Annotated in this window: 24 protein-coding genes; 5 read left to right on the top strand and 19 right to left on the bottom strand. The window is 70.8% G+C overall.

Going from position 1 to position 24,681, the window contains the following annotated elements:
* Nucleotides 1-121: 121 nt before the first annotated feature.
* Nucleotides 122-898, bottom strand: coding sequence for a hypothetical protein (locus tag LGR69_RS09550; RefSeq protein ID WP_230365894.1), 777 nt, complete (start codon nucleotides 896-898; stop codon nucleotides 122-124).
* A 370-nt stretch (nucleotides 899-1,268) separates the two neighbouring features.
* Between LGR69_RS09550 and LGR69_RS09545 the strand changes: the two genes are divergently transcribed.
* A complete protein-coding gene (locus LGR69_RS09545; protein ID WP_230365893.1) occupies nucleotides 1,269-2,315 on the top strand; it encodes a saccharopine dehydrogenase family protein in 1,047 nt (348 codons plus the stop codon).
* Nucleotides 2,316-2,330: 15 nt separating this feature from the next.
* Here the strand turns inward: LGR69_RS09545 and LGR69_RS09540 are convergent, their stop codons facing one another.
* The 3 genes from LGR69_RS09540 to LGR69_RS09530 form a co-directional block, all read right to left on the bottom strand.
* Nucleotides 2,331-4,310, bottom strand: coding sequence for a hypothetical protein (locus LGR69_RS09540; RefSeq protein WP_230365892.1), 1,980 nt, complete (start codon nucleotides 4,308-4,310; stop codon nucleotides 2,331-2,333).
* Nucleotides 4,311-4,671: 361 nt separating this feature from the next.
* Nucleotides 4,672-6,195, bottom strand: coding sequence for a UxaA family hydrolase (locus tag LGR69_RS09535; RefSeq protein WP_230365927.1), 1,524 nt, complete (start codon nucleotides 6,193-6,195; stop codon nucleotides 4,672-4,674).
* A 134-nt stretch (nucleotides 6,196-6,329) separates the two neighbouring features.
* On the bottom strand, nucleotides 6,330-7,046 hold the full coding sequence (locus tag LGR69_RS09530; protein WP_230365891.1) for a DUF1194 domain-containing protein: 717 nt from the start codon (nucleotides 7,044-7,046) through the stop codon (nucleotides 6,330-6,332).
* Between the two features lie 222 nt (nucleotides 7,047-7,268).
* Here LGR69_RS09530 and LGR69_RS09525 point away from each other — a divergent pair, with 222 nt between their 5' ends.
* Complete coding sequence (locus tag LGR69_RS09525) at nucleotides 7,269-7,451, top strand: hypothetical protein (RefSeq protein ID WP_230365890.1); 183 nt, start codon at nucleotides 7,269-7,271, stop codon at nucleotides 7,449-7,451.
* 10 nt (nucleotides 7,452-7,461) lie between these two features.
* Here LGR69_RS09525 and LGR69_RS09520 read toward each other — a convergent pair whose 3' ends face one another.
* From LGR69_RS09520 to LGR69_RS09465, 12 genes are all read right to left on the bottom strand, one after another.
* Entirely contained in the window at nucleotides 7,462-8,235 is a 774-nt protein-coding gene (locus LGR69_RS09520; RefSeq protein WP_007561599.1) for a DUF1223 domain-containing protein, read from the bottom strand.
* Between the two features lie 7 nt (nucleotides 8,236-8,242).
* A complete protein-coding gene (locus LGR69_RS09515) occupies nucleotides 8,243-9,259 on the bottom strand; it encodes a lipid A biosynthesis lauroyl acyltransferase (RefSeq protein WP_007561596.1) in 1,017 nt (338 codons plus the stop codon).
* 87 nt (nucleotides 9,260-9,346) lie between these two features.
* Nucleotides 9,347-10,369, bottom strand: coding sequence for a zinc-binding dehydrogenase (locus LGR69_RS09510; protein ID WP_230365926.1), 1,023 nt, complete (start codon nucleotides 10,367-10,369; stop codon nucleotides 9,347-9,349).
* A 45-nt stretch (nucleotides 10,370-10,414) separates the two neighbouring features.
* On the bottom strand, nucleotides 10,415-10,768 hold the full coding sequence (locus LGR69_RS09505; protein ID WP_122162611.1) for a type II toxin-antitoxin system PemK/MazF family toxin: 354 nt from the start codon (nucleotides 10,766-10,768) through the stop codon (nucleotides 10,415-10,417).
* The gene (locus LGR69_RS09500; protein ID WP_091860175.1) at nucleotides 10,758-11,111 is read right to left on the bottom strand and encodes a hypothetical protein; all 354 of its coding nucleotides are present in this window, start codon (nucleotides 11,109-11,111) and stop codon (nucleotides 10,758-10,760) included. The genes LGR69_RS09505 and LGR69_RS09500 overlap by 11 nt, the downstream gene beginning before the upstream one ends.
* Nucleotides 11,112-11,164: 53 nt before the next feature.
* The gene (locus LGR69_RS09495; RefSeq protein ID WP_230365925.1) at nucleotides 11,165-11,452 is read right to left on the bottom strand and encodes an SH3 domain-containing protein; all 288 of its coding nucleotides are present in this window, start codon (nucleotides 11,450-11,452) and stop codon (nucleotides 11,165-11,167) included.
* A 111-nt stretch (nucleotides 11,453-11,563) separates the two neighbouring features.
* Nucleotides 11,564-12,322, bottom strand: coding sequence for an SDR family NAD(P)-dependent oxidoreductase (locus LGR69_RS09490; RefSeq protein WP_230365889.1), 759 nt, complete (start codon nucleotides 12,320-12,322; stop codon nucleotides 11,564-11,566).
* Nucleotides 12,319-13,602, bottom strand: coding sequence for a beta-ketoacyl-ACP synthase (locus LGR69_RS09485; RefSeq protein WP_230365888.1), 1,284 nt, complete (start codon nucleotides 13,600-13,602; stop codon nucleotides 12,319-12,321). Before LGR69_RS09485 ends, LGR69_RS09490 begins: the two co-directional genes overlap by 4 nt.
* Before the next feature lie 53 nt (nucleotides 13,603-13,655).
* A complete protein-coding gene (locus LGR69_RS09480; RefSeq protein ID WP_230365887.1) occupies nucleotides 13,656-14,891 on the bottom strand; it encodes an allantoate amidohydrolase in 1,236 nt (411 codons plus the stop codon).
* Nucleotides 14,888-16,168 (bottom strand): Zn-dependent hydrolase, encoded by a 1,281-nt coding sequence (locus tag LGR69_RS09475; protein WP_230365886.1) that lies wholly within the window; start codon nucleotides 16,166-16,168, stop codon nucleotides 14,888-14,890. The genes LGR69_RS09480 and LGR69_RS09475 overlap by 4 nt, the downstream gene beginning before the upstream one ends.
* 100 nt (nucleotides 16,169-16,268) lie before the next feature.
* Nucleotides 16,269-16,730, bottom strand: coding sequence for a tellurite resistance TerB family protein (locus LGR69_RS09470; protein ID WP_122162605.1), 462 nt, complete (start codon nucleotides 16,728-16,730; stop codon nucleotides 16,269-16,271).
* Nucleotides 16,731-17,158: 428 nt separating this feature from the next.
* Nucleotides 17,159-18,673, bottom strand: coding sequence for a CYTH and CHAD domain-containing protein (locus LGR69_RS09465; protein ID WP_230365885.1), 1,515 nt, complete (start codon nucleotides 18,671-18,673; stop codon nucleotides 17,159-17,161).
* 338 nt (nucleotides 18,674-19,011) lie between these two features.
* Here LGR69_RS09465 and selB point away from each other — a divergent pair, with 338 nt between their 5' ends.
* Nucleotides 19,012-20,958, top strand: coding sequence for a selenocysteine-specific translation elongation factor (gene selB, locus LGR69_RS09460; RefSeq protein ID WP_230365884.1), 1,947 nt, complete (start codon nucleotides 19,012-19,014; stop codon nucleotides 20,956-20,958).
* A gap of 16 nt (nucleotides 20,959-20,974) precedes the next feature.
* Here selB and LGR69_RS09455 read toward each other — a convergent pair whose 3' ends face one another.
* From LGR69_RS09455 to LGR69_RS09445, 3 genes are all read right to left on the bottom strand, one after another.
* Nucleotides 20,975-21,274: a hypothetical protein gene (locus LGR69_RS09455; RefSeq protein ID WP_230365883.1), complete on the bottom strand. Its 300-nt coding sequence runs from the start codon at nucleotides 21,272-21,274 to the stop codon at nucleotides 20,975-20,977.
* 110 nt (nucleotides 21,275-21,384) lie between these two features.
* Nucleotides 21,385-21,663: an MSMEG_0570 family nitrogen starvation response protein gene (locus LGR69_RS09450; RefSeq protein ID WP_122162602.1), complete on the bottom strand. Its 279-nt coding sequence runs from the start codon at nucleotides 21,661-21,663 to the stop codon at nucleotides 21,385-21,387.
* Complete coding sequence (locus LGR69_RS09445) at nucleotides 21,656-22,882, bottom strand: MSMEG_0565 family glycosyltransferase (protein WP_230365882.1); 1,227 nt, start codon at nucleotides 22,880-22,882, stop codon at nucleotides 21,656-21,658. The genes LGR69_RS09450 and LGR69_RS09445 overlap by 8 nt, the downstream gene beginning before the upstream one ends.
* Nucleotides 22,883-23,216: 334 nt before the next feature.
* Between LGR69_RS09445 and LGR69_RS09440 the strand changes: the two genes are divergently transcribed.
* Both LGR69_RS09440 and LGR69_RS09435 read left to right on the top strand, forming a co-directional pair.
* A complete protein-coding gene (locus tag LGR69_RS09440) occupies nucleotides 23,217-23,666 on the top strand; it encodes a cupredoxin domain-containing protein (RefSeq protein WP_230365881.1) in 450 nt (149 codons plus the stop codon).
* Between the two features lie 253 nt (nucleotides 23,667-23,919).
* Nucleotides 23,920-24,654 carry an SGNH/GDSL hydrolase family protein gene (locus tag LGR69_RS09435; protein WP_230365924.1) on the top strand — a complete coding sequence of 245 codons (735 nt, stop codon included), beginning with the start codon at nucleotides 23,920-23,922 and terminating at the stop codon, nucleotides 24,652-24,654.
* Nucleotides 24,655-24,681: the final 27 nt, after the last annotated feature.

The following is a 24,681-nucleotide window of genomic DNA, read 5'->3' as shown; positions in this document are numbered from 1 at the left end:
GAATTGCGCGACGATTCACACCGTCGTCTCAGGCTACATCGTCCGCCGCTCTTGTTCAGGCCTTGTCGGCCGGATCCGACGTCGCATCCGGCGCCGGGCCGCCGATTTTCCGCAGCGTGCCTTACGGGCGCTTCGCGTGCGCGGCGTCGATCGCGTCGGTGAGCAGAGCCTGGACGCCTTCGCGGCGCAGGGTCGCTGTCGGGATCACCACGGTATCGGCGCAGGCTTGGACCGCGTGGACCAGATCGAACGCGACGGCGAGGCCGCCCGTCTCGGCGTCGGGCCATACCGTCATGGCCGGCGGTTCGCCCGAGAAGGTCTCGGTCACCGCCTCCCGGCATTCCTTGTCGTCCGCATCCTCCGCGCTCTTGCCGGTCTTGGGCCGGTAGGCCTGCAGGTAGAGATTGTGCAGCCGCTTGGACGACAGGGCCACCATCCTGGTCCCGTCGGCCTGGGCCTCGAGCACGACCTTGCCGGTCAGGGCGGGCGGCAGCAGGGTCGTCCAATCCACCGGCGCGCCCGTGGTGAGGTCGTAGACGATCGCCGTCGTGCTGTTGTTCGGATGCGGACCGCCGCAGGAGCTGCTGTCGTTGATGACGTAGCTCAGAAATCGGGGACCGCGCATCGGCGTCTGGACACTCCGGTCCCAGGAGGCGTACTTGCCGCCCTCTTGCTTGCAGGTTTGCGCGGCCTTGCGGACATGGGCGTCGATGCGCTTCACCGCAGCGTTGATCTTGCGCTCGGCCTCGTCGACCGGGTCGACGATCTGCGGCAGGGCGTCGATATCCGGGCCGGCGTTGCCCGGCTTCAGTTGCACGATCCGGTCGGCCGCGGCCGCGGGAACACTGGCGGCGACGAGCAAAGCCCCGAGTGCCGCAAGCCGAAGACGTACCTTCATCGATCGCTCCCAAGCACCCTGCGCCGCTGGTTCACAACGAGTCGGACCACCGAACGCGGGTCCGCTCCCGAATACGGAACGGTCTCGCGGCGCTCAACCCGCCATCTGGATGCCGATCTAACGGATCGGTGGAGATCGCCATGTCTTCGCGCGCACACCGGATCGGTTGCGAAGGATCGGGTCCGGGGCGAACATTGCCCGGTTTATGCCGGCGCGGCGGGCAGGACCGAATTTTGTCCGGACTCGACTTCCGAACGACTATCCGCGCCGGAAACCGGGCTCCCGAACATCTGACCGGCCTCGCCGCATCGACCGCGTGCCGCGGACAGCCCTTGCCGTCGCGAGCGCCCACCATGGTACAGGGGCGCCCATGACCGAGATCCTGATCTACGGCGCCACGGGCTATACCGGCACGCTGCTCGCCGAACACGCCGCCGCGCAGGGCCTGCGTCCGGTCCTGGCCGGGCGCGACCCCGGCAAGCTCCGGCCGCTCGCCGCCCGGCTGGGGCTCGGCTGGCGCGCCGCGCCCCTCGACGATCCGGGCCGGCTGCGGGAGGCGCTCGCCGGGATCGGCGCGGTTATCCACGCGGCCGGGCCGTTCTCCAAGACGGCCCGGCCGATGGCCGAGGCGTGCCTCGCCGCCGGGACGCATTACCTCGACATCACCGGCGAGATCGACGTGCTCGAATCGCTCGCCGCCCGGGATGCGGAGGCGAAGGCCGCGGGCATCGTCCTGCTCCCGGCGGCCGGCTTCGACGTGGTGCCGAGCGACTGCCTCGCCGCCCATGTGGCGAAGCGGCTACCGAGCGCCACGCATCTGCGTATCTCGATTGGCGGCTTCGGCGGCTTCAGCCGGGGGACCGCCCGCACCATGGTCGAGGGCATCGCCTGGGGGACGCGGGTGCGCCGGGACGGCCGCATCGTCGAATTGCCGAGCCCGCCCCGCGGCAGCGCCGATTTCGGCCATGGCGCCCGGCGCACCGTGGGGCTCGGCTGGGGCGATGTGTCGAGTGCGTGGTACTCGACCCGGGTCCCCAACATCGCGGTCTATTTCGAGGCCTTCCCCGCCATGGCGGCGGCCGCGGGCCTGCCGTCCGGGCTGCGCCGACTCATCGCCAGCGGGACGGCGCAGCGCCTGATCAACCGCGGCATCGACCGGCTGCCGCCGGGGCCTTCGGAAAGCGCGCGGGCCAGGGCGCGGAGCACCTTCCTAGCCGAGGCCTGGGACGGGTCTGGCAATCGGGCGGCGAGCCGCATGGAGACCCCGGAGGGCTACACGCTGACGGTCCTGACCGCCCTGGAATCCGCGCGGCGCGTGGCGTCCGGCGCGGTCCCCCCGGGGTTCCATACCCCGGTCACCGCCTTCGGCCCGGATTTCATCCTGGGCTTCCCGAGCGTCGTTCGGACCGACCTCTGAGCGGTGGACCGTGATCTAGCGCGCCGCGAACGGGCGCCGGGCCGCGAGGGCCGCGCGGACATGTTGGCCGTAGGGCGACATCCGGAGGCCGTCCGTGAGCCCTTCATACAGCTCAGCCTTCGGGACCGGCGGATCGAAGTCCGGCAGTTCCATGAACCGGTCGAGCTCGTCGAGGATCGCATCGGCGAAGGCATCGGGGGACAGCAGCGCTTCCGCGGCACCCACCAGGCCGGACGTGTCGAGATGGCCGCCGAGGATGATCACGCCGTCCCGGTACTGGATCATCGCGGCGTAGAGGCCGAAGCGGATCATGGCGGCATCGCGCCAGCCGGTCTCGGCGATGTAGGTCTCCAGGATCACGTCGCGGCTGTGGGTCTCGTGCTCGCCGTCGCGCCGGTCGAGATAGCGGCGGAACACGTCGTGCGCCCCCGGATCGAGATGGAGCAGTGCCTGCATCGCCGGGGCGAGCGCGCCCTGATTCTCCTTCGGCCCCCAGATCTGGCGATAGAGCTTCTTGGCGGCGACGATCTCGGGCTGGACGTCCAGATAGGTCGTCAGAAGCGCGCGCAGTTCCGGGACGACCGCGATGCGCTCCCGGGCGAGGCGGGCGAAGAACGCCGTCTCGGTCATCGTCCGCCCGCCGACCTTGAACGCCAGATCCAAGACATCGTCCTGCAGCAGGTCGGCCAGGCCTGTGCGGATCAACTGCGCGAGTCGCTGCAATGCGTCGGCGATGGCGGCCTGTTCGAACGCGGCCACAACCACCACGGGCCGCGGACAGGCCTTCGCCAGGAACCGCTGGATCGCCGAGGATTTCGGCCCGGCCCAGGCTGTCGGCTGGAACCCGTCCTCGTCTTCCGAGATGCGCCGCGCCGATTGATCCTCCGCACACCACGCGCGCGGGATGAAGACCGCGCCGCCGACCCAACCGGCCCTGATGGCGATCGGCTGATCCGGGCTGACATCGAGGATGTCGGGGCTCTTGAAATGGAGATAGGCCGGCCCGGTGAACCGTGACCCGTCGAAGCGTTCGAAATGGAAGACCGGCGAATGCGCCCCGTCCAGACCGATGCGCTGGAACTCGTGCTGCTCATTGCGCTTCTGCCACGGGGTGCCGGGCTCCGTTCTCTCGGCGCTGTAGCGAATCGCCTGCACCCAGACGGACGTCTCGTCCGGCTCCCAGACCATCGCGGTGATGCGCAGGTCGCGCTCCGGCACGGCCAGCCTGAGGAGCGTCTTCCGGAGTTGAGGGGGCACCGTGGTCCAGAGCTCGATCGCTCGTCCGCCGCCAGCCTCCACCCGATGCGCCGGGCTTTCGCCGGACGGTGCCGGCGCGCCGGCCGTCAGCGTGACGGCAAGGCGGCCGCTGGGGCTGAGCCACCACCATCGCGGCTCATGCGGCAGCGGCGTGTACTGCACCGACCCGTCGACGGGGTTCAGGTGGCACAGCCCATAGCCGGTCTTACCGGGATGGCACCGGTCGCCAATGAACGCCACGCCCCCCCCCGGGACCTCGAACAGGTCGGAATGGATGGTGATGTTGACCGGCGCGCCTGGCTTGCGCGGAATGGCAAGATCCTCGACGAGCCGCGCGACCGAACCATTGCCCGACCAGAGCAGGCCTTCGCCCTGCAGGATCGTCTCGAGCGTGTCGGCCCGCAGCACCGCAATGGAATGGCAGTATTCTTCCGGATCAAACGGCCGTTTATCCCCGTGGACGACGATCAACTCGGCATTACGCGCAACGAATATTCCTGCGATCGTGGCATAACGTTCCGGAATGGACCCGCGCGCGCGTTCCACGCCGAGGCGCCAGTCGATCAGGCAGAGTTCCCCGGTCTTGCCCAGGCAGACGAGCCGATCCGCGCCCACGAAGGCCGCCGCCCTGATCCTCCCCTCGCGGAAGGGCTTGAACAGCCGCCAGACACCATCCTGTTCGACGGCCGCGACGGCGCAGTAGTGGCGTTGGGTGCCGGTGATCTCCAAGCGCGGCATCAAGGCTTTCCGGGTTGGAACAGATCGTCGGCAAAATGTCGTCCGATGTCGGAATCATTCAGATCGCAGCGATCGATTAAACAAGCGCGCTGGAAACCCAAGACGTCCGACAGTCTTCACCACATTCAAACGACGCTTCAACCGGACGATATATCAACCGGACGCGCAAAGACGCCGGGCCGGCGAGAGCACGTCTTCGCGCAACCGCGATAGTTCGGACATGTGCGCTCCGGCGGCAAGCCGATCACGGTGAGCTAGGACACCGAGGCGCCGCATCCGCGACCCGGTTCGGCTCAAGGAAGCGGACGGCTCAGCCTATCGGCCCCGCGGCGCGATCACCCGGCTCGCGCTCGAATGCGTTTCACACCGTCGCGCCGAGCTGCCAGGGCGCGAATTCCGACGCGCCGAAATCGAACTGCTCGCTCTTGGTGCGCTCGCCGCTCGCCACCCGCAGGATCAGCTCGAAGATCCGCTGGCCGGTCTCCTCGACGCTTTCTTCGCCGTCGAGGATCGTGCCGCAATTGACGTCCATGTCCTCTTCGAGCCGCCGGTACATCGCCGAGTTGGTGGCGATCTTGATCGACGGCGACGGCTTGCAGCCGAAGACACTGCCGCGCCCGGTGGTGAAGCACACGAGGTTGGCCCCGCCGGCCACCTGCCCCGTGGCCGAGACCGGGTCGTAGCCGGGGGTGTCCATGAACACGAAGCCCTTGGCGGTCACCGGATCGGCGTAGCGCACCACGTCGACCAGATTGGTGCTGCCGGCCTTGGCCATGGCACCGAGCGACTTCTCGAGGATCGTGGTCAGGCCGCCGGCCTTGTTGCCCGGCGACGGGTTGGCGTCGATCTCCGAGCCCTCGCGGCGGGTGTACTCCTCCCACCAGCGCATGAGGTCGACGAGCTTCTGGCCGACACGGGGGCTCACGGCCCGCCGGGTGAACAGATGCTCGGCCCCATAGGTCTCGGTGGTCTCCGACAGGATCACGGTGCCGCCGTTCTCGACCACGCGGTCGCTGGCGATCCCCAGCGCCGGGTTGGCCGAGACGCCGGAATAGCCGTCCGAGCCGCCGCATTGCAGCGCGACGATCAGCTCGCTCGCCGGCACGGGCTCCCGGCGGACCACGTTGGCCTCGGCCAGGATGCCGGTGACGAATGCGATGCCGGCCTCCACGGTCTTGCGGGTGCCGCCGAGCGTCTGGATGTTCATGCTGCGGATCCGGTCGCCGAGGCCCTGCTCCTCCAGGAAGGCGCCGATCTGGTTCACCTCGCAGCCGAGCCCGATCATCACGATGTGCGAGAAATTGACGTGCCGGGCATAGCCCGCGAGCGTCCGGCGCAGGAGCTTCAGCGGCTCGCCCATCGCCATGCCGCAGCCGGTCTTGTGGGTCAGCGCCACCACGCCGTCGACATGCGGATAGGGGGCCAGCGGATCGAGGCCGAGGATCGGGTGGCGCCGGAACGCGTCGGCGATCAGGTCGGCGACATGGGCGCTGCAATTCACCGAGGTCAGGATGCCGACATAGTTGCGCGTCGCCACGCGCCCGTCGGGCCGGCGGATGCCCTGGAAGGTCGCCGGCGGCGTGACCAGCCGGGTCGGGCGGGCATCGACCCCGAAGGCGTAGTCGCGGGCGAACTCGCCCATGCCGAGATTGTGGACATGGACATGCCGGCCGGCGGCGATGTCGTCCTTGGCGAAGCCGATGATCTGCCCGTACTTGGTGACCGCTTCGCCGGAGCGATGCGGCCGGACCGCAACCTTGTGACCCGGCAGGATCCGCTCGGCGGCAGCGACGCCCGGAGCCACCGGCGTGCCCGGCTCGATCGCCGTCCGGGCGACCGCCACGCCGTCGTCCGGCCGCAGGGTGATGACGGGATAGGCGGACAGCCTGTCAACCGTGATCGGCATCGTGGTTCCTCCCTGGGCCGCGCCTCGCCGGGTGCGTGCGCGGGAAACGTAACGCCCCGGCAGGCAGGGCGCGAGCAGCGCGGGTGACGCGGGAGCCCGGATGTCGTCGGGTGTCAGGAGATCTCGCGCACCAATTTGGCGATCAGGGCCCGGCCGAAGGCCTCGAACCCCTCGGCCGTCATGACGAAGGCGCCCTCGCCGCCGATCACGGTCTCCCGGTAATAGGCGGCGAGGCCATTCGGGGGATTGGTGTGCTCGCGCAGGTAGCCCGGCATCCCGCCCGGGTCGGTGACGATCACGATGCCGTTGATGGTGATGCCCGACGCCAAGGCCGAATCCCGGGCCTCCGCTATCGAGCGGCCCGCATTGCCGGTGCCGTCGCCGGAGATGTCGATGACCATCCGCTCGGCGGCGTAGGGCGAGCGGTCCAGCAGCATGGCGGCGAAGCCGATCGCCGAGCCGATGGCGGTCCGGCCGTAGAAGGGGCGCGGCACCGCCGCGAGGCGCCCCGCGAAGGCCGTGGCATCCGCGGCCGTGGCGATGACCATCCAATCGACCGCGATTTGCTGCTCCCCGGGGCCCGCCCAGTCGAACAGCGCCACCGCGATGCGTCCGCGCTTGCCCTCGGCGATCGCCCGCAGGACGCGCGGATCGCTGAAGGCTTCCGCATAGCCCCGCCGCTCCAGGGCGAAGCGCTCCGCGCTGATGCTGAGCGAGACGTCGACCGCCAGCACGAGAAGGACGTCGACACCGGTCTCCGCGGCGACGGCGCGCCGTCCGGCCAGGGACAGGGCGGCGAGCATCCCAGAGAGCAGATGGCGTCGCCGCATGGCCGACACTCAGTGATGGGCGCCCACGCGGTTCGGCGGACGGCCTCAGGCAGGCAACGACCCGGCCACCCGGGCGGTTCGATGCCGCGTTCGGTCGCAGAGCGCACCGACCGGTCCGCGCTATCTGCGGACGGAACTGGATGCATCCGGCATCGCACAGATCTTGAAAGCTACACACGGACCATGCGGATTTTTCACTGGATCGGTCGCGTCGCGGATCGCGTGCTCGTTGCAGGCGTCACCGGGAGCGTCGCGCTGCTGAGCCGCGGGCTCGACGCGCTGATCGGGCTGGTCGGCCGCTCGTCCGAGCGCCTCGACGCGAAACTCGGCGACTTGGCGCGGGCGTCGGACGAACGCCGCCGCCGGGAGGGCCGTCGGCCCCTGAACCCGATCACGCTGGATTAGGCACGGGACCCTACAGGCCCGGCCCCTTGGCGGCGCCGAGGATGCGGCCGGGCCTGCCCTCCGCGGCGCCCTGGACCAGGATCACCCAGCTGTCGGCCTCGGCGATCTCGGCGAGTGTGCAGGGCACGTCGAAGCGCGTCGGCTGGCCGGTCCAGCTGCCGAGGCGCTGGATGCCGCGCACGACATTGACGTAGGTCGCGGTCCGGCCGCCATTCTCGCCGGCCTGGATCGCGATGGCCCGGCTGCGCAGCACCGGCACCAGCCAGACATCGCCGCGCGTGTCGGGCCTGGCCTCCGGCGCGGCCCCGACCTCAACGGCGATCCGGTCGCCCTTGATCTCGCCGCGGACCGGGATCGGCAATCCGCCGCGCTGCGTGGCCTCCCGCATCAGCCGCTCGAGAGCCGGACGGTCCGACCCCACAGCGAAGCCGCCGCCATCGACCACGACCTGCGGGGTAAAGACCTGCCGGGCTCCGCGAGCCCGCGCATAGGCGCGCTGGCGCTCGGTCAGCGGCCGCAAGGCCAGGGTATCCTTCCAGCCGAGATAGTCCCAGTAGGTCACCGGCAGCGTCAGGGCGACCACGCCCGGCTGGCGGGCGAGGTCGCGGATGATCGGGTCGGCACCCCGGCAGGCACCGCAGCCCTGGCTGGTGAACAGCTCCACCACGGCGCGGACCGGCTCCGCCCGCGCCTCGGCTGCGGCCGAGACGGCGCAGAGCAGCGCGGCCACGCACAGCGCGCGGCTTTCGCCGATCCAGATACGGGCGCGGTGCCGATGCGTCATCAGGCCATCAGAGCGTCTGGGAAGCTGTCTGGGAAATCACGTTGGCTTGAGAAGGTTCTACTATCGGTTGCGGTTGATTGGGCTGTTTTCTCGTCTTAGGCAACATGTCCGGGCGCCAGCGGCGGTGCATCCAGAGCCATTGGCCCGGATTCTCGTGCACCCAGCCTTCCACCACCGCGGTCATCGCCTGCATGGCGCCGGCGACATCGATCACCCCGTCGGCGTTCCGCGGCAGATCCAGGGGCGGCGTCAGCTCCAGCCGGAAGCGCCCCTTCGGCAGGCGGACGACGCGGACGCCGTGGACCGGGCAATCGTAGTGCCGGGCGAGCTTGGCGAGCAGCGGGTTGGCGAGGCACGGCCGGCCCATGAAGTCGACCACCACGCCGCGGGTGAAATGCTGGTCGATCAGCTGGCCGAGATGGCCGCCATTCTCGACCACGTCGCGCATGGCGAAGACGGCCCCGGGCGTGGAGGCGGCGAGGCCGCCCATGGAGCGACGGCGGACCTCCTGGACGAGCCGGGCGGCGGCCGGATTGTTCGGCGGCCGGAACACCGCGGTCGCGTCCAGGCCGAACTTGGCCGCGCAGATCGCCGGAAGCTCCCAGTTCGCGAGATGCGCCGAGAAGATCAGCCCCGGCTGGCCGTCATCGCGCAGGGTGGCGAAGTGCTCGATCCCGGCGACCTCGGTGCGCATCGGCTCCGTCGAGTCGGGGTCGAAATCGAACAGCGCGTCGAGATGGGCGTATTCGGCCCCCGTCCGCCCGAGATTGTCCCAGGCCTCTAGGGCGATCCGCTTCCGTTCCGCCTCCGGCATGTCGGGGAAGGCGCCGCGCAGGTTCGCCATCGCGGTGCGATGCGCCGGCAGCAGCGGCCCGACCGTGCGCAGCAGCGCGGCGCCGAACGCGGTGGCGCGATCCGGCCCGAGCGCGCGCGCCAGCCAGACCAGGCCGCGGATCAGCGGGATCATGGCGAAACCCGCGAGCCGCGGGAAAGACCGTCGAAGGATGAGGGCGAGGCGCAGCACGTTGGATTCCCGGGCACGATGCGGGCAGGCCCGGCAGTTCGCGTATAAAGCGAAGCTTAACCCATCTTCCGCGCCGTGCGATACGTTTCAGAGGCTGACGAGGATCTTCCCGAAGACCTTGCGGGATTCGAGGCGTTCGAGCCCCTGCGCGAAGTCGCCGAGCGGGTAGACCGTGTCAACGACCGGACGGATACCCAGGGCCATCTTGTCGAGCGCCTGGGCAATATTCGCCAGCGAACAGCCGAACGAGCCGGTGATGCGGTATTGCTGCTGGAACAGCTGCATCAGGTTCATGGTGGCCGAGACGCCGGAGGTGGAGCCGCAGGTCACCAGCCGGCCGCCGCGCTTCAGGCAGAGCAGCGAGCCGTTCCAGGTATCGGCGCCGACATGCTCGAACACCACGTCGACGCCCTTGCGCTTGGTCAGCCGCCGGACCTCGCCCTCGAACCGTTCGGTCCGGTAGTTGATGACGTGGTCGGCGCCGAGCTCCGCCGCCTTGCGGCCCTTCTCGTCGTCGCCGACCGTCGTGTAGACCGTGCAGCCGATCGCCTTGGCCATGCGGATCGCCGCGGTGCCGATGCCGGACCCGCCGGCATGGACCAGCACGCTCTCGCCGGGCTCCAGCCGGGCATTGTCGAACAGCATGTGCTGGACGGTGCCGAAGGCGATGCCCGCGCAGGCCGCGTCGGTGTCACTGACCCCGTCCGGCACCTTCACGGCGAGGCGGGCCGGCATGGTCACCAATTCGCGGGCGAAGCCGTCGATGTGGAAGCCCATGACGCCGGACACGTCCTCGCAGAGATTGTCGCGGCCCTCGCGGCAGGCCCGGCACTGCCCGCAGGTCATGGCGCCATAGGGCACGACCCGGTCGCCCGGGGCCAGCGCGGTGACGTCGGGGCCGACCGACTCGACCACGCCCGCCGCCTCGGCGCCGACGATGAGCGGCATCTTGCGCTTGGCGAAGGCCATGCCGCGAAAGCCCCAGACGTCGATGAAATTCAGGCCAACCGCGCGGATGCGGATCCGCACCTCGCCCGGCCCCGGTGCGGCGGGGGCCTCGACCTCAGTGAGGCGCAGGTCGCGGTCGCCGAATAGTTGCAGGGCTTGCATCGTGATCGTGTCGTCCTCGGCGGCCTCGGGAAGCCGCACCAGTGATTAGGGTTCGGCGCGATGGGACGCACCCAGGATCGCGTCCATTTGGAGCGCCAGGCGGGTGCGATCCGGTTCGCCGAGATGCCCGATCCGGCGACCGATCTGGCCGTTCGGCAGGGTGAACAGCTTACACCGAATGACCGAGCCGTGCCGGAGGCCTGCGGCGGCGAGATCGACGATCGGGACATCGCTCGGCCAGTGACTGTCGGCGCCCGTGGTTATCATGGCGGTGACGACGTGTCCGTGCGTGCCGTTGAAAGGGTTGGTCGACAGCACCACAACCGGTCGGGGCTTGCGAACCGGCACGTCGACGAAGGGGAAGAGCGCCGTCAGGACATCGTAGCGCTCAAAGTCCATCGTAGGCGGCCGCGTCTTCGGGACTGTTCCATTCGGTCAGCGTGGCACTCAGAGACAGCAGGTAGGGATCGGTTCGGGGCGCTTCGGGCTCGACGGTGATCGTCGCGCCCCGGCGCGTCTGCAACTCCCGCCAGGCGGCGGCGTCCGCTTCGTCCGGGCCGATGGCGTCGGTCGGCTGTCCGGTTGCCCGGTCCGGCACTTTCCGGAACCGCATGGGTTGTCCCTCGATCCGCAGGACGATCGGCTGATCGGGCGACAAGGTGCGGATCGCCCGGGCCAGATCAGGATCGCCCTCGATATGGCGCGCCCGAAGCACCTCGTCGCGCAGGATCATGGTCGCCATCGCAGCACCTCCGGATGAGAGGTAGCCAGCACCGCCCGGGGGATCAACACGCACTAATCCGGCGCCAGGTAGCGCCGCCGCGCCCAACCCACGGCGCGTCCAGCCTTGACCCGGCACCAGGTGGTCCGGCTCGGCGTGTCGTTGGTGCAGCCGAAGACCAGGGCGCGGGTGCGGATCTCGCCGACCTGCTCGGACGCGGCGTCTGGCTCGGCGCGGATCGAGAGGGGCTCGCCGGGGGGCAGGCCGGAGATCCGGTAGGCTTCCGGTTCGGCGTGGGCGCCGCCCGGGACGAGGGGCGCCGCGAGGCAAAATCCGGCGAGGAGGGCGAGGCGGGCGCGCATCGGCAGGTCGCTCAAGCAGGGCGCGTGCGGGGGGAAGTCCGGGCTGCGGGCTTATCACGGCCGGGGCGATAGCCGTGAGCCTGCGACGGTGACGCGCGATCACGAAAGAAATTAAGTGCGGTGGACGCCCATCATCGCGGTGAGGCCGCCATCGACCGGCAGCACCGCGCCGGTGATGTAGGCGGCGGCATCGCCCATCAGGAAGGCGGCCAAGGCGGCGACATCCTCGGGCTGGGCGAACCGGCCTGCGGGAATTTGGCGCTCCATCCCGGCCCGGTGGGCGGCGTAGCGGGCCATCATGGCGGTGTCGACGAAACCCGGGGCGATGACGTTGACCGTGACCCCGCGCTTGGCGGTCTCGACCGCGAGCGTGCGGCAATAGGCGATCAGCGCGCCCTTGGTCGCCGCGTAGGCCGCGTTGCCGGCATTGCCGCGAAGCGCCGCCACGGAACCGATCGCGATGATGCGGCCGGTGCGTGCCTGGGTCATCGGGCGGACCAGGGCCTTGGCCAGGCGGGTCAGCGCGAAGAAATTGACCTGCATGGCCGTCTCGGCCCTGTCCTGATCGAACATCGCCGCGAGGGCGTCGCTCGGCTGGCCGGCATTGTGTACGAGGCCGTGATAGCCGCAATCCTCGGCCACCGCGCAGAACGCATCGAGGGCGGCCTTGTCGGCGAGGTCCAGGGCGTGCCCGGTGAAGGTACGCTCGGGATATGCGGCACGCAGCTCGGCGAGCAGCGCCTCGGCGGCCTCCCCCGAGGCGCGGTAGGTGAAGTCGACCGCATGGCCCGTACCGGCCAGCGCGCGCACGATCGCGGCGCCGACGCCCGAGGCGCCGCCGGTGACGAGGACGCGGCGGGCGGCGCTCACGCCGGCTCCGCCCCGAACACCAGGCAGGTGTTCTGGCCGCCGAACCCGAAGGAGTTCGACAGGACGGTGCGGACCGGCAGGTCCCGGGCGGTCTCGACCACGTCGAGGCCGATCGCCGGGTCCGGCACCCGGTGGTTGATGGTCGGCGGGATGCGGCCGTTCCGGATCGTCAGCAGCGACACCGCCGCCTCGATGGCGCCGGCCGCCGTCAGCGTGTGGCCGATCATCGACTTGTTCGAGGTCACCGGCAGGGACGGCGCGCGCGCGCCGAATACGGCGGCGAGCCCCAACGCCTCCATCTTGTCGTTCTCGGGGGTCGAGGTGCCATGGGCGTTGACCGTGTCGATCCCTTCGGGTCCGAGCCCGGCATCGTCCAGGCTCGCCCGGATCGCCGCGATCACCGGCGCCCCGTCGGGGCTGGAGCGGGTGCGGTGAAAGCCGTCGCCCTTCTCGCCGCAGCCGAGCACGTAGCCGAGGATCTTGGCGCCCCGCGCTACGGCAGCCTCGGCCTCCTCCAGGACCAGGGCGGCCGCGCCCTCGCCCATCACGAAGCCGTCCCGATCCTTCGAGAACGGCTTGGACGCCTCTTCCGGGGCATCGTTGCGGGTGGAGAGCGCCGAGAGCAGCGAGAAGCGGATCAGCGATTCCGGATTCACCGAGCCGTCGGTGCCGATGCAGAGTGCCGCCGCGGTCTCGCCCCGGCGGATCGCCTCGACGCCGAGCTGGATTGCGGTGGCGCCCGACGAGCAGGCGGTGGAGAGCGAGATCGGCGAGCCCTTGGTGCCGAACCGGTCGGCGATGCGGTCGGCCACGGTGCCGAAGATGAACAGGTCGTGCCAGGCGTCGAAGCGCCGGGTCGCGGCGGCCCGGAGCAGGCCGGCATAATCGACGTCGCCATCGCCGCCGGCCGCCTCGGCCAGCGCCTGGCGCTGCGGCCATTCCATCTCCACCGGCGGCACCGCGATGAACAGCGCCCCCGGGAAATCGCCTGCCATGCCGATCCCGGCCTGCGCGACCGCCTCCTCGGCGGCCTCCGCGGCGAAGCGCTCGGAGAGGAGCGGCGCCACCAGCGGCTCGGTATCGAGAAAATCCACCGTGCCGGCGATCCGCGTCCGCAGGCCCTCCGTGGAGAACCGGCCGATGGCGTGGATGCCGGAGCGGCCCGCATTCATGGCCGCCCAAGTGTCGACTTGGCCCTGACCGAGGGAGGAGACGACGCCGATGCCCGTCACCGCGATCAGCGGCCGGCCCCTGGCGTCGCGATAGGATCGCGCGCTCATGGTGCGTCTGTACGGGATTTTGGGGCGGCGTACACCCGTTCCGCGTGCGCCGTTCAGACCCCGTGTCGTGCGGCGGAAAACGCTTTGATCGCCCCGAACAGCACCCGCGCCCCGGTCTCGATATCCGGCAGGGTCGCGAATTCCGCCGGGTTGTGGCTGACCCCGCCCCGGCAGCGCACGAACACCATGGCGATCGGCGCGATCGCCGCCACCGCCATGCCGTCATGACCGGCGCCGCTCGGCAGGGCGAGGACGGGGAGGCCCTCCGAGGCCACCGCGTCCCGGACCAGATCCGTCAGGCCGGGATCGCACGGGATTGCCGCAGCCTCGTGCAGCGGGCGCGTCTCGAGATCGAGGTGGCGACGTTCCGCGATTGCAGCGACGGCCGCTGTGATGTCGGCGAGCGCGGCGAGGCGCTGGCCGTCGTCGGGGGCACGCAGATCGAGGGAGAAGCGCACCGCGCCGGGAATCGTGTTCACGGCGCCGGGAAGCGCCTGAATCCGGCCGACGGTCCCGACCAGATGCGCCTCGCCCCGGCAGCGTGCCTCCACGGCGAGCACGCATTCGGCGGCGCCGGCCAGGGCGTCGCGCCGCTCGCTCATGGCGACCGTGCCGGCATGGCCGGCCTCGCCGGTCAGGGTGAAGTCGACGCGGCTGGCGCCGGAAATCGCGGTCACGACCCCCACCGGCAGGCCGGCCTTCTCGAGCATCGGCCCCTGTTCGATATGCAGTTCGAGATAGCCGAGAACCGCATCCGGCGATCGTGCCGCGAACGCGATCGCCGCGGGATCGAGCCCGTAATCCCGCATCGCCGCAGCGAGGGTGACCCCGTCCGCGTCGGCGACATCGAGCACAGTCGGATCGAGACGGCCCGCGAAGGCGCGGCTGCCGATCAGGGTCGCGGAGAAGCGCACGCCCTCCTCGTCGGCGAAGGCCACCACCTCCAAAGCGTGCGGCAGGCGGATCCCGTCGCGGGCAAGCGCCTCCACGCAGGCGATCCCGGTGAGCACGCCGAGCGGCCCGTCGTAGCGGCCGGCATTGCGGACCGTATCAAGATGCGATCCGACGACGAGGGCCGGACCGCCGGGCTCGGGTCCCTCGATCCGGCCGATCAGGTTGCCGACGGCGTCGTGGCGCACCGCCATCCCGGCCTCGCGCATCCAGCCCGCGACCAGGGCCTCGGCCCTGGCTTGCTCGGGCGTCAGGTAGAGGCGGGTGATCGTGCCGGGCTCGGCCGTGATCGCCGCCAGCGCGTCGAGGCGCGCCTGGATGCGCGGGGCGAAGATCATCGCGCCGGCGGTTCCATCCGCGGCGCGTTGGCGAGCCGCAGCACCGTCTGCAGCAGGACGTCGGCGCCGGCGGCACAATCGCCCGGGGTGGCGGATTCCGATTCGTTGTGACTCACGCCGTCCTTGCACGGCACGAAGATCATCGCGGTCGGGACCTTGGCGGCGAGGTTGCAGGCATCGTGCCCGGCCCCGGAGATGATCCGCCGCCTTGCATGGCCGAGGCTCTCGGCCGCCGCGTCCACCGCGGCCACGATGGCCGGATCGAACGGCACGGGCTCCTTGCGCCAGATCCGGGTGAGCGCGATCTCCAGCCGGCGGCTTTCGGCGATCTCGGTGGCGGCCTCGCGCAGGCTCGCCTCCATGGCGTCGAGGGCGTGCGAGCGCGGGTCGCGCACGTCCACCGTGAAGGCGACGCGGCCCGGCACGACGTTGCGGGACGGCGCCAGGATCTGAGCCTCGCCGATCGTCGCCACCGCGGAGGGCGCGTGCGCCAGGGCGATCCGCTCCGCCGCCAGGGCGAATTCGGAGAGCGCCAGCAGCGCATCCCGGCGCCGCGGCATCGGGGTCGTTCCGGCATGGCTCTCGAAGCCGGTGATCAGCCCGTCGAACCACATGATCCCCTGGCCGCCTTCCACGACGCCGATGGTCTTGCCCTCGGCCTCCAGGATCGGGCCCTGCTCGATATGCAGCTCCACGAAGGCGCCGATCGCGCGGGCGCCCACAACTTCGGCACCCCGATAGCCGATCGCGTCGAGCGCCTCGGCCACGGTGATGCCGGCGGCGTCGCGCTTGGACAGGATCTCGTCGGTGGTGAAGTCGCCGGCATAAGCGGCGGAGGCCATCATGGCGGGGGCGAAGCGCGAGCCCTCCTCGTTGGTCCAGTTGACCACCATCAGCGGCGCCTCGGTCTCGAGGCCGGCATCGTTCAGGCTGCGCATCACCTCGAGCCCGGCCAGGACGCCGAGCACGCCGTCGAACTTGCCGCCGGTGGGCTGGGTGTCGAGATGCGAGCCGAAGGCGATCGGCGGGCGGCTCATGTCGCGGCCCGGCCGCACGGCGTATTGGGTTCCGAGCGCGTCGACCGTGACCGTGAGCCCGGCCGCCTCGCAGGCATCCCGGAACCAGTCGCGGACCCGGCCGTCCTCGGCTGACAGGGTCAGCCGGTTGATGCCGCCGGCCGGGGTGCCGCCGAAGGCGGCGGTCTCCAGGATCGTGGCCCAGAGCCGTGCGCCGTCCGCGCGCAGGTTGTGGGTCTTGCTCGGATTGGTTTCGGCCATGGCGGGTCCTCTCACGGCGCGACGCCGTGCGGCAAGATCATCGAGCGCCCTTATCGGGTGTCGCGTCGGCCGGGAGCAACGGTGATGCCAGGCGCCCCGATCACACCGGCGGACGCCGCACCGGATTGGCGCGCAGCAGACCCTCGCCATCGACCTGCAGGGCGACGGCGATCTCGCCCAGGGCATTCGCCTCGATGCCACTGATCCCATCCTGGTCGGCCACGTCGGCGGCGATCAGGAAGACGTTCTCGCGCTGGCTCGCCGGCCGCTCGACGATCGCCGAGACGTGGCGCAGATTCTCGGCGCGGCCGAGCCGGGTGCGGGCCCGGGCGATGCCCTCGTACAGCTCCGTCTCCAGCATCAGCGCGTCATAGCCCTTCACCAGGACCGGATCGGCGCGCAGGCCGTGCAAGGCGGCGTCAAATTCCTCGCCGGCTACCTCGCCATCGGCCACGATGACGTTGGCCGCGGCCGAAACGGCGGCGAGCATCAGGGCTTTGTCGCCCGCATAGGCCGTCACGGTACGGCCGACACGGCTGAAAATGTCGCTCAGAAGGCTCATGCCGAATATTCGAGGTGTCCGCCGGAGCAGGAGGGATAGCAGAGTGCGGTGCGGAAGGAAGCCGCCTGGAAGCACCCGGACGACGCGACGCGGGTCCGGCTTCCCGGCAGGATTTCGACACGGACGCGTTTCAGAAATCCTCCGGCAACATGCGTATGTGAATCATGCATCCAACCGCGTCCCCAGCGCGGTGGGCGGGAGCCCGGGTCCGCTATCCCCCCCTCAGGCGGGCCCGGTTCCATCTCAACGCCGTCGGGACGGAGCGCGGGTGGCCCCAACCGCGCCTGCCGTTCCGACGGCGGTCTCGCAGCTTCAATGGCCGAGCGCGCGTCCCGCTGTGCAGGGCACCGCGCGCTTCGTGCCGAGCCGCTCAGAACCCAGCACGGATCGGCTGCCTCACGCCGCAGCGGTGCGCCTGCGGGAAAGCGTCAGCGCCAGAACGGCTTGACGTCGAGCAGTTCGGAGCGCGCCTCCGCGGCGGCATTGAGCAGGTCCTGGGTGCTCGCATCGTCCAGAGCCGGCATCGGCCGCCCGCCGAGGCTTTCCGTCATCGACCGCGCGGTCTCGATATCGTTCAGCGCGCCGAGATGGTCCTGCAGGTCCGACAGCGCGGCGCCGAACTTGTCCTGACGGCGGCGAGCCTTCTTCTTCGGGAACAATTCGGCGAAGAATTCCGCCCCGTAGCGGAGTTTCTTCGCGGCGATCCGCGCCCGGTGACGGGTATGCGGGTCGAGCTTCTTCAGGCCGCGGCCACGCTTCTTCAGGCGCTCGCGGGCGCGGTCGAGGACATGGGCCGCAAAGGCTCGGCCGTCCTCGGCGGCGGCCTCCTGCCTGGCCCAGGCGCCGGCCTCGATCCAGCCGGCGAAGTCGATGATCAGCCCGCGCCATTGCGGGCTTTCCAGGGTCGCCAGCACGGAATCGTAGGCTTTGGCGCGCTCGGTCTCGGCCAGATCCCGCAACGCGTCCAGATCCGCGTCGCCCGGGCGTTCCTTGGCCAGGCGCGGCAGCGTCTGGCTGAGGAACACGTCGAGGTTGCGGGCGTGACCGAAGGGCTCGGTGACGCGCTTGATCTCGTCGCCGAAGCTGATCGCGCGCGGGTCGCTCTCCAGGATCGGGGCGAACAGCGACAGCGCCGAACGCAGCCGCCGCAGCGACACGCGCATCTGGTGCAGGGCCTCCGGGGCATGGCTCGCGAGGAAGGCGGTCTCGTTGAGCCGCATATGGCGCAGGCACGCGCGCGCCACCCGGCGGAACACCTCGCCGGCGCTCGCATCGTCGGGCAATTCGACCGGCTCGGCCTTGACCACGGACGGGCCGGTGCCATCGATCAGGGCGAAGCCGCGGCTGCTCTTGGCGGTGGCGCTCAGGCGCAGCGGCACGGTCTCGGCGAGCGTCTGGGCCAGGGCGAACAGGTCGGCCGGCTCGCCCTCGGCGATCTCGAGCTCGACCTCGCAGATGGGCGAAGCGCCGGTCGGGCTCTCGACCCGTCCCTCGTCCAGGGTCACGAGAATCCGCGACTCACCCTGCCGGACCGGGATCACCCGGCGGGTGATCATCGTGGAGAACAGGCGCTCCAGCGGCGCATCCGCCTTGCGCAGCACCTTCTCGGCCGCGGTGTCGGCCCAGGCCGCCGGATCGGGCGTCTCGCCCGCGATCTCGGTCTCCCACTCGGACCGATCGAACAGGCCGACGCCGCCCTGCCCGGCCTTCACGGTCTGGATGTGCCGGCCGCCCTGATTGCGCACCCGCAGGGTGAGCCCGGCGGCGCGAAGGTCCTGATTCGGCGTGTCGTAATAGGTGCTGACGAGGAGCTCGGGCTCGGCGCTTTCGGCCCCCTGGAGCCGCGGATGGGCCGCCAGCGCGGTCAGGTCGGAACCTGCGCAATCGAGCTTCAGCTCGATCTCGCGGGGGTCTGCCACGGCGTGGCTATCGGTCTCGCTCATGCTCTCCTCTTCGAAACGTCCGGTTCTTAACTCGGCGGAGCGCCCACCGGGTTGCATCCGAGCGTCACGATAATCGGTCTAGGCCGGGCCCTCGCGGCGTTGCAATCGCGGGCGGGCGGAAATCGGGCCTCAGGCCGCGCCGGGGCGCCCGGCCCGGGCCCGGGTGCGGATCTCGAAGCGCTCCAAATTTGCGCTTTCCCAAACCGGGAGGCCGTGGCAAAACCGATTGTCCACAATTGATCTGCCTCCTGTGCTTCGGCCCCGCCCGCTCGGCGGCGAACGGCGCGACGCGGTGCCAGGTAGACGGAATCCCTCACTGTGAGAGCGGTGCGCCCCGCGTGGACGGTTGCGCCGCGGAGATCGTCGGGTCGGTGGCTCCCTTGAAGACACTTCTGGTCGGTGTGATCGGGCATGTGGATCACGGCAAGACGGCCCTGGTCCGGGCGCTCACGGGAGTCGAGACGGATCGGCTGAAGGAGGAGCGGGACCGTGGCGTCTCGATCGTCCCCGGCTTCGCGCTGCTGGCCTCCGAGCAGGGCGAGATCGACCTGGTCGACCTGCCCGGCCACGAGCGATTCGTTCGCGCCATGGTCTCCGGCGCCACCGGCATGAGCGCCGTGCTGCTGGCGGTCGACGCCAACGAAGGCATCAAGCCGCAGACGGTCGAGCATCTGGAGATCGCCCGGCTGATCGGCGTCCGCCGGGGCGTGCTGGCGCTGACGAAATCCGATCTCGCCACCCCCGCCACGATCACGGCGCGCGCCGCCGAGATCGCCGCCGCCGCAGCCCGCGCCGGGCTCGAGACGCCGCCGGTGATCGCCACCTCGACCCTCACCGGCGCCGGGATCCCGGACCTCGGCCAGGCCCTCGCCGCCCTGCTGGCGGAGGCGGAGCCGCGGGTCGATGACGGGTTCCCCTACCTGCCGGTCGACCGGGTCTTTACCCGGCCGGGCTTCGGCACGGTGGTGACCGGCACGCTGCGGCGGGGGACGCTGGCGGTCGGCGACACGCTGGAGATCGTGCCCGGCGGCCGCAGCGCCGTGGTGCGCAGCCTCCAGATCCACGGCCGCCCGGTCGAGCGCGCCGAGCCCGGCCGGCGGACGGCGGTGGCCCTGCGCGGCGTCGGCCTCGACGAGATCGCCCGCGGCGACGCGCTTACGGTGCCGGGCCTCCTCGCCCCGTCGCAATGGCTCGACGTCGCGCTCACCGCCGCGTCGAGCGCGGACGCGCCGCTCGCGGGCGGGAGCGCCTGCCGGCTCCTGTTCGGCACCACCGAAGTCGAGGCCCGGCTGCGCCTCCTCGACCGCGATGCACTGGAACCGGGCGCGACCGCGCCGGCGCAGCTGCACCTCGCCGAACCGGTCACCGTGCCGGCCCGCGAGCCTTTCGTGCTGCGTCTCGACTCGCCGCCCGCCACGGTGGCGGGCGGCCGGGTGCTCGATCCGGCGAGCCGCCGTCGGCGGCGGCACGATGCCCGGGTGCTCGCGGACCTCAACGCGCTGGCGACGGGCAAGCCGTCCGATGCCGTGGCGGTTCGCCTGGTCCAGGCCGGTGCGGCCGGCGCGACGCTGCCCGACCTCGCCCGCGCGGCCGGCACCGGCCTCGAGCGGGCCCGGCAGATGCTCGCCGCATCGGGCGCCCGGGAGGTCGGCGACCGGTTCATCGGGGCCCCGGCCTTCGCGTCGCTGCGCACCGCGGCGCTGACGGCCCTGTCCGCGCATCACCGGGACAACCCGATGGAGCACGGCATCGCGCTCGAGCGCCTCGCAAAGCTCCTGTCGCTGCCCGAGCCCCTGACCGGATTGGTGCTGCGCGACCTGGCTGCGACCGGCGGCACGGTCCAGGCCGGCGCGCTGTGGCGCCGGTCCGATTTCGACCCGGCCCGCAACGAGAGCGACACGGCGCGCAAGCTCGAGCAGCTGTTCCGCCGGGCCGGCCTCAACCCGCCCGACGAGAGCGAGGCGGTGGGCCGCGATGTCCGAAGGCGCGAGGCGCTGACCTATCTGATCGGGGCCGGAACGGTCATCCGCGCGATTGACCGGGTTCAGCGCCGGGCGGTGCTGTTCCACCGGGAGGCGGTGGCGGTCGCCCGGACGCGGCTCGCGGAGGCGTTCCCGAACGCCACGACCCCCGAGACCGGCTTTCTGGCCCGGGAGGCCGGCGCCGCCCTGGGAATCTCACGGAAATTCTCGATCCCGCTCCTCGAACATCTCGACGCCGTCGGCTTCAGCCGCCGGACCGGCGACCGGCGGGTGATCGTCGATCTGGAGCCGGGCAGGCGTTGAGCCGCCGATACCAGGGCTAGTAGCCCTCGCCCGGCCAGTCGCCGATGCCGGGCTCGTAGCAGGTGTATCCGATCAGGCAGGCCGGGTTGTCCCGGGTCGGCCGGAAGGCGCGCCGGGCGATCTCGGTGATTTCGCAGAACGACCGGTCCCGCACGAAACGGTCGTAGTTCTGGCCGCCGGTCCCGAGCACGATTGCGCCACGGGCCTGGACCAGCCCGGCCGCCTGCCGACAGGTCATGGTGGTGCTCGACGGGCGCGTCTGCGCCGCGGCGGGAGCCGCGACCATCAGGGCGGCCGCGGCGATCCGGATCATCATCGGGTGTGCCTGGCTCGATCGGCGTGCATGTCAGGACAACGCCACCGGATCCGGGACTTGCGCTGTGTCGGTTCGCCACGGATCGGCATGGCCCGGGCCCGGCCGCCTCCTTACTCCTCGAACGCCTCGATATGCACGGTGCCCGGCTCCTGGCGTCGGGCGCTCTCCTCGATCCGGGCGAGCTGCGCCTCGGCCCGCCCGCAGGGAAAGCCGTAGCGCTCCTGCACCCGCGCGCTGGCACTGCCGAGGGCGAGGCGGGTCAGCGCCAGAAACTCGTCGAGGGCGTAATCCTGTCCGACAGCGAGGTGGTCCTTGATCACCAGGGACGGCGAGTAGCAGGCCTCGCGGCTGCCATCCGGCCAGCGGATGTGGAAGCGCATCTCAGGCATCGCCGGGGATCCGTGTGGTGTTCCAGGCGCCGGATCCCGTGGCGATCGCCGCCACCGGCGCGGGTCCCGGAACCAGGGATGCGTAGGTCGGCAGATGTCGGGCCGCGCAGGCCTCCCAGGCATGGGCGCGGGCGACCTCGAAGCCGGCGACCCGCAGGCGGACGCGCCGGGACGGGTCCAGGCTCGCCTGCATCGCATCCGCGATGGCGTCCGGTTCGTCGGGCTCGACCGCGAGCGCCTCCCCGGGGGCGAGGTACTCGGTGAAGGGCGGGCGCGCCGACACGATGACCGGCGTGCCGCAAGCCATCGCCTCCAGCACGCACAACCCGTAGCCCTCGCTCAGCGAGGGAAAGACCAGCGTGTCGGCGATCCGGTAGAGACCGGGCATGTCGCGCTGGGCGATCGGCCCGGTCCGGATCACGGGCTTGCCCGGGCCGACTTCCAGACCCTCGCGCTCCAGCGCGGCGCAGCACCGGGCCTCGTAGCCGGCATGGTCGAGAAGCGAGACGCCGCCGGCCACGACGAGCTGGGCGTCGGGGATCCGGCCGCGCAGGCGCGCGAAGGCCTCGATGATCGCCAGCGTGTTCTTGCGGGCCTCGAACCCGCCGACGCTGAGGAAGACCGGCCCGGTCCCGAGCCCGAGACGGTCGCGCAGCTCGGGATCGCCGGGGGCCGGCTCGGGCGTATACACGGCTCCGTCCACGCCGTTCCCGACCACCTCGGCCTGGGCGCCGTATTCCGCCGCGATGGCGGCGGCCCAGGCCCGGCTGACGCAGAGCAGCCGCCCGGCATCGAGGATGGCCCGGTCCTGCCACTGGCTGAGCTGCGGGTCCGGAAGCGTGTCGATGTGATGGACCGTGCGGACGAAGCCGGGGATCAGCCGCCGGCGGGTCAGCGTCGCGAGGGCGTTGCCGCTGATCCCGCAATGGGCGTGGAAGACGTCGAAATCGCAGGCTGCCGGGGTCGAGAAATGCGACAGGTAGTCGGCGATTCTGGAGCGGACCAGCGCCACCGTCGGCTCGGCGACCGGCTTGGCCGCCACCGATACGACCGGGCAGCGCGCGTCCCGGAAGAAACCGCGGCCGGTCGGATCGGGTGCGTGGACCACCGCCTCGTGGCCAAGGCCGCACAGGGCCTCGCCGAGCGCCAGGGCATGGACCACGCCGCCGCGGGGATTGGTCGAGTGCGTGAGGATTGCGATGCGCAAGCGGGCGACCATGGGACGGCTCACCGAGGCCTGCAGCCGGTTCGGACATCGCGCTCGACATCCCGGACCAGGATCTCCGCCGCCCTCTCGGGGATCCGTGCCGACCCAACGCATCGATCGTGCCGAATGCGGTCCCGGTGAGCGGCATCGGCAATAAAACGTCAGGTTTCGCTGTCCCCGCGACGACGACCCCCCGGTCTGAGCCACGGCGTCGCGCTCCGGAACTGTGGTCCGGCGGCGTCATTGCCGGGGAGACACCCGGGCACCGAGGGCATCGTCCCGAAAGAGGGCACACCCCCTTTCGGGACGATGCTCGAGTCGCGGGAGACGGTGGAGAACCCCAGCCTTGCGCAACACCCTCATCGCCGCCGCCATGGCCACGCTGCTCGCCGGTTCGGCGGGCGCCGCCGACAACCCGCAACTCGGCAAGCCGTCGAGCGACGCCCTGCCGCCGGTCGAGCTGACCATCACCCTGCAGGACGGCAAGCCGGTCTGCGCGCCCGCCGAGATCCGCCTGCCGGCCAACACCAACGTGATGCTGCAGGTCGTCAGCCAGGCCAACGTGCCGGTGACGATCACCGCGGAAGGCCAGTTCGAGCAGGGCCACCTGCTGCACGCCGACGGCGATCTCGTCCACGTCATGAGCGAGAAGGGCTACACCGTGAAGGCCAATGGCCGCGGCACGCTCAAGCTGCGCACCCTCGATGCCGGCGAGCACAGCTACGGCTGCGCCGCGAACAACAAGCAGGACGCGCCGTTCGTCGGCAAAATGGTTCTGTCCCCGCCGGCCGGCTAAAACCGAACCCGCCCACCGATGACGCCGCGCGGTTCCGGCCGCGCGGTCGTCCGCTGTTAATTTTGCGTTACGAATTCACTTTGCCTTCAAGGGACCGGCGGAACCGCTCTTTTCAAGTCCCTGTGTCAGATTGTATCTGTCGTTTACGAGCGGCGGAGCAATCGGTCCCGTGTCCCAGAATCCGACATCTTTCAGTCCCGCCAAGCCGCGCCGTAAGCGGCTCCGGGATGTGTTGATTCTGTGCGGCCTGCTGATGGTGCCCACCGCGGTGCTCGCCTACGCGGATCTGCTGCCCGATTCGCTCGACCTGCTCGGCATCGATCTCAGCGAGAGCCCCGACCTGCCACATGTCGCCCGGCAGATCGCCATCGGCGCGCCGCTCAAGATCGTGGCCTTCGGCTCGTCCTCCACGGAGGGCATCGGCGCCTCGAGCCCGGCCAACTCCTACCCGTCCCGCCTGCAGGTCGACCTGCGCAAGAAGCTGCGCGGCATGGATGTCACGGTGATCAACCGGGGCATCGGCGGCGAGCATGTCGACGATATGCTCAAGCGCCTGGACCGCGACGTGATCGCGGCCGAGCCGCAGCTCGTCATCTGGCAGACCGGCAGCAACGACCCGCTGCGCGGTGTCTCGCTCGACCATTTCCGCGACGCCACCGCCGCGGCCATCCGTCGGATCCGGGAAGCCGGCATCGACGTGGTGCTGATGGAGCCGCAATGGTGCCCGAAGCTCGATTCGACGCCCGGCTCCTCGCGGTTCCGGGACGCCGTGCGCTCCATCGGGGCTGAGCTCGACGTGCCGGTGATCCGCCGGGCCGACCTGATGTATGGCTGGGTCCGCGAGGGAAAACTCACCGCCAAGCAGCTCTTCGCCTCGGACGGCCTCCACATGGCCGATGGCGGCTACGCCCTGCTCGCCCAGGCGGCGGCCGATTCGATCCTCACCGATGCGGGCTCGGTCCACACCGCCGAGGCGGTTGCCGAGTAGCCGACGGCTGGACGCGGCCGGCAAAGC

The organism is Methylobacterium brachiatum, from assembly GCF_020523825.1.
In the GTDB taxonomy this organism is placed as follows: domain Bacteria; phylum Pseudomonadota; class Alphaproteobacteria; order Rhizobiales; family Beijerinckiaceae; genus Methylobacterium; species Methylobacterium brachiatum.
This window is presented reverse-complemented; position numbering and strand designations above follow the sequence as displayed.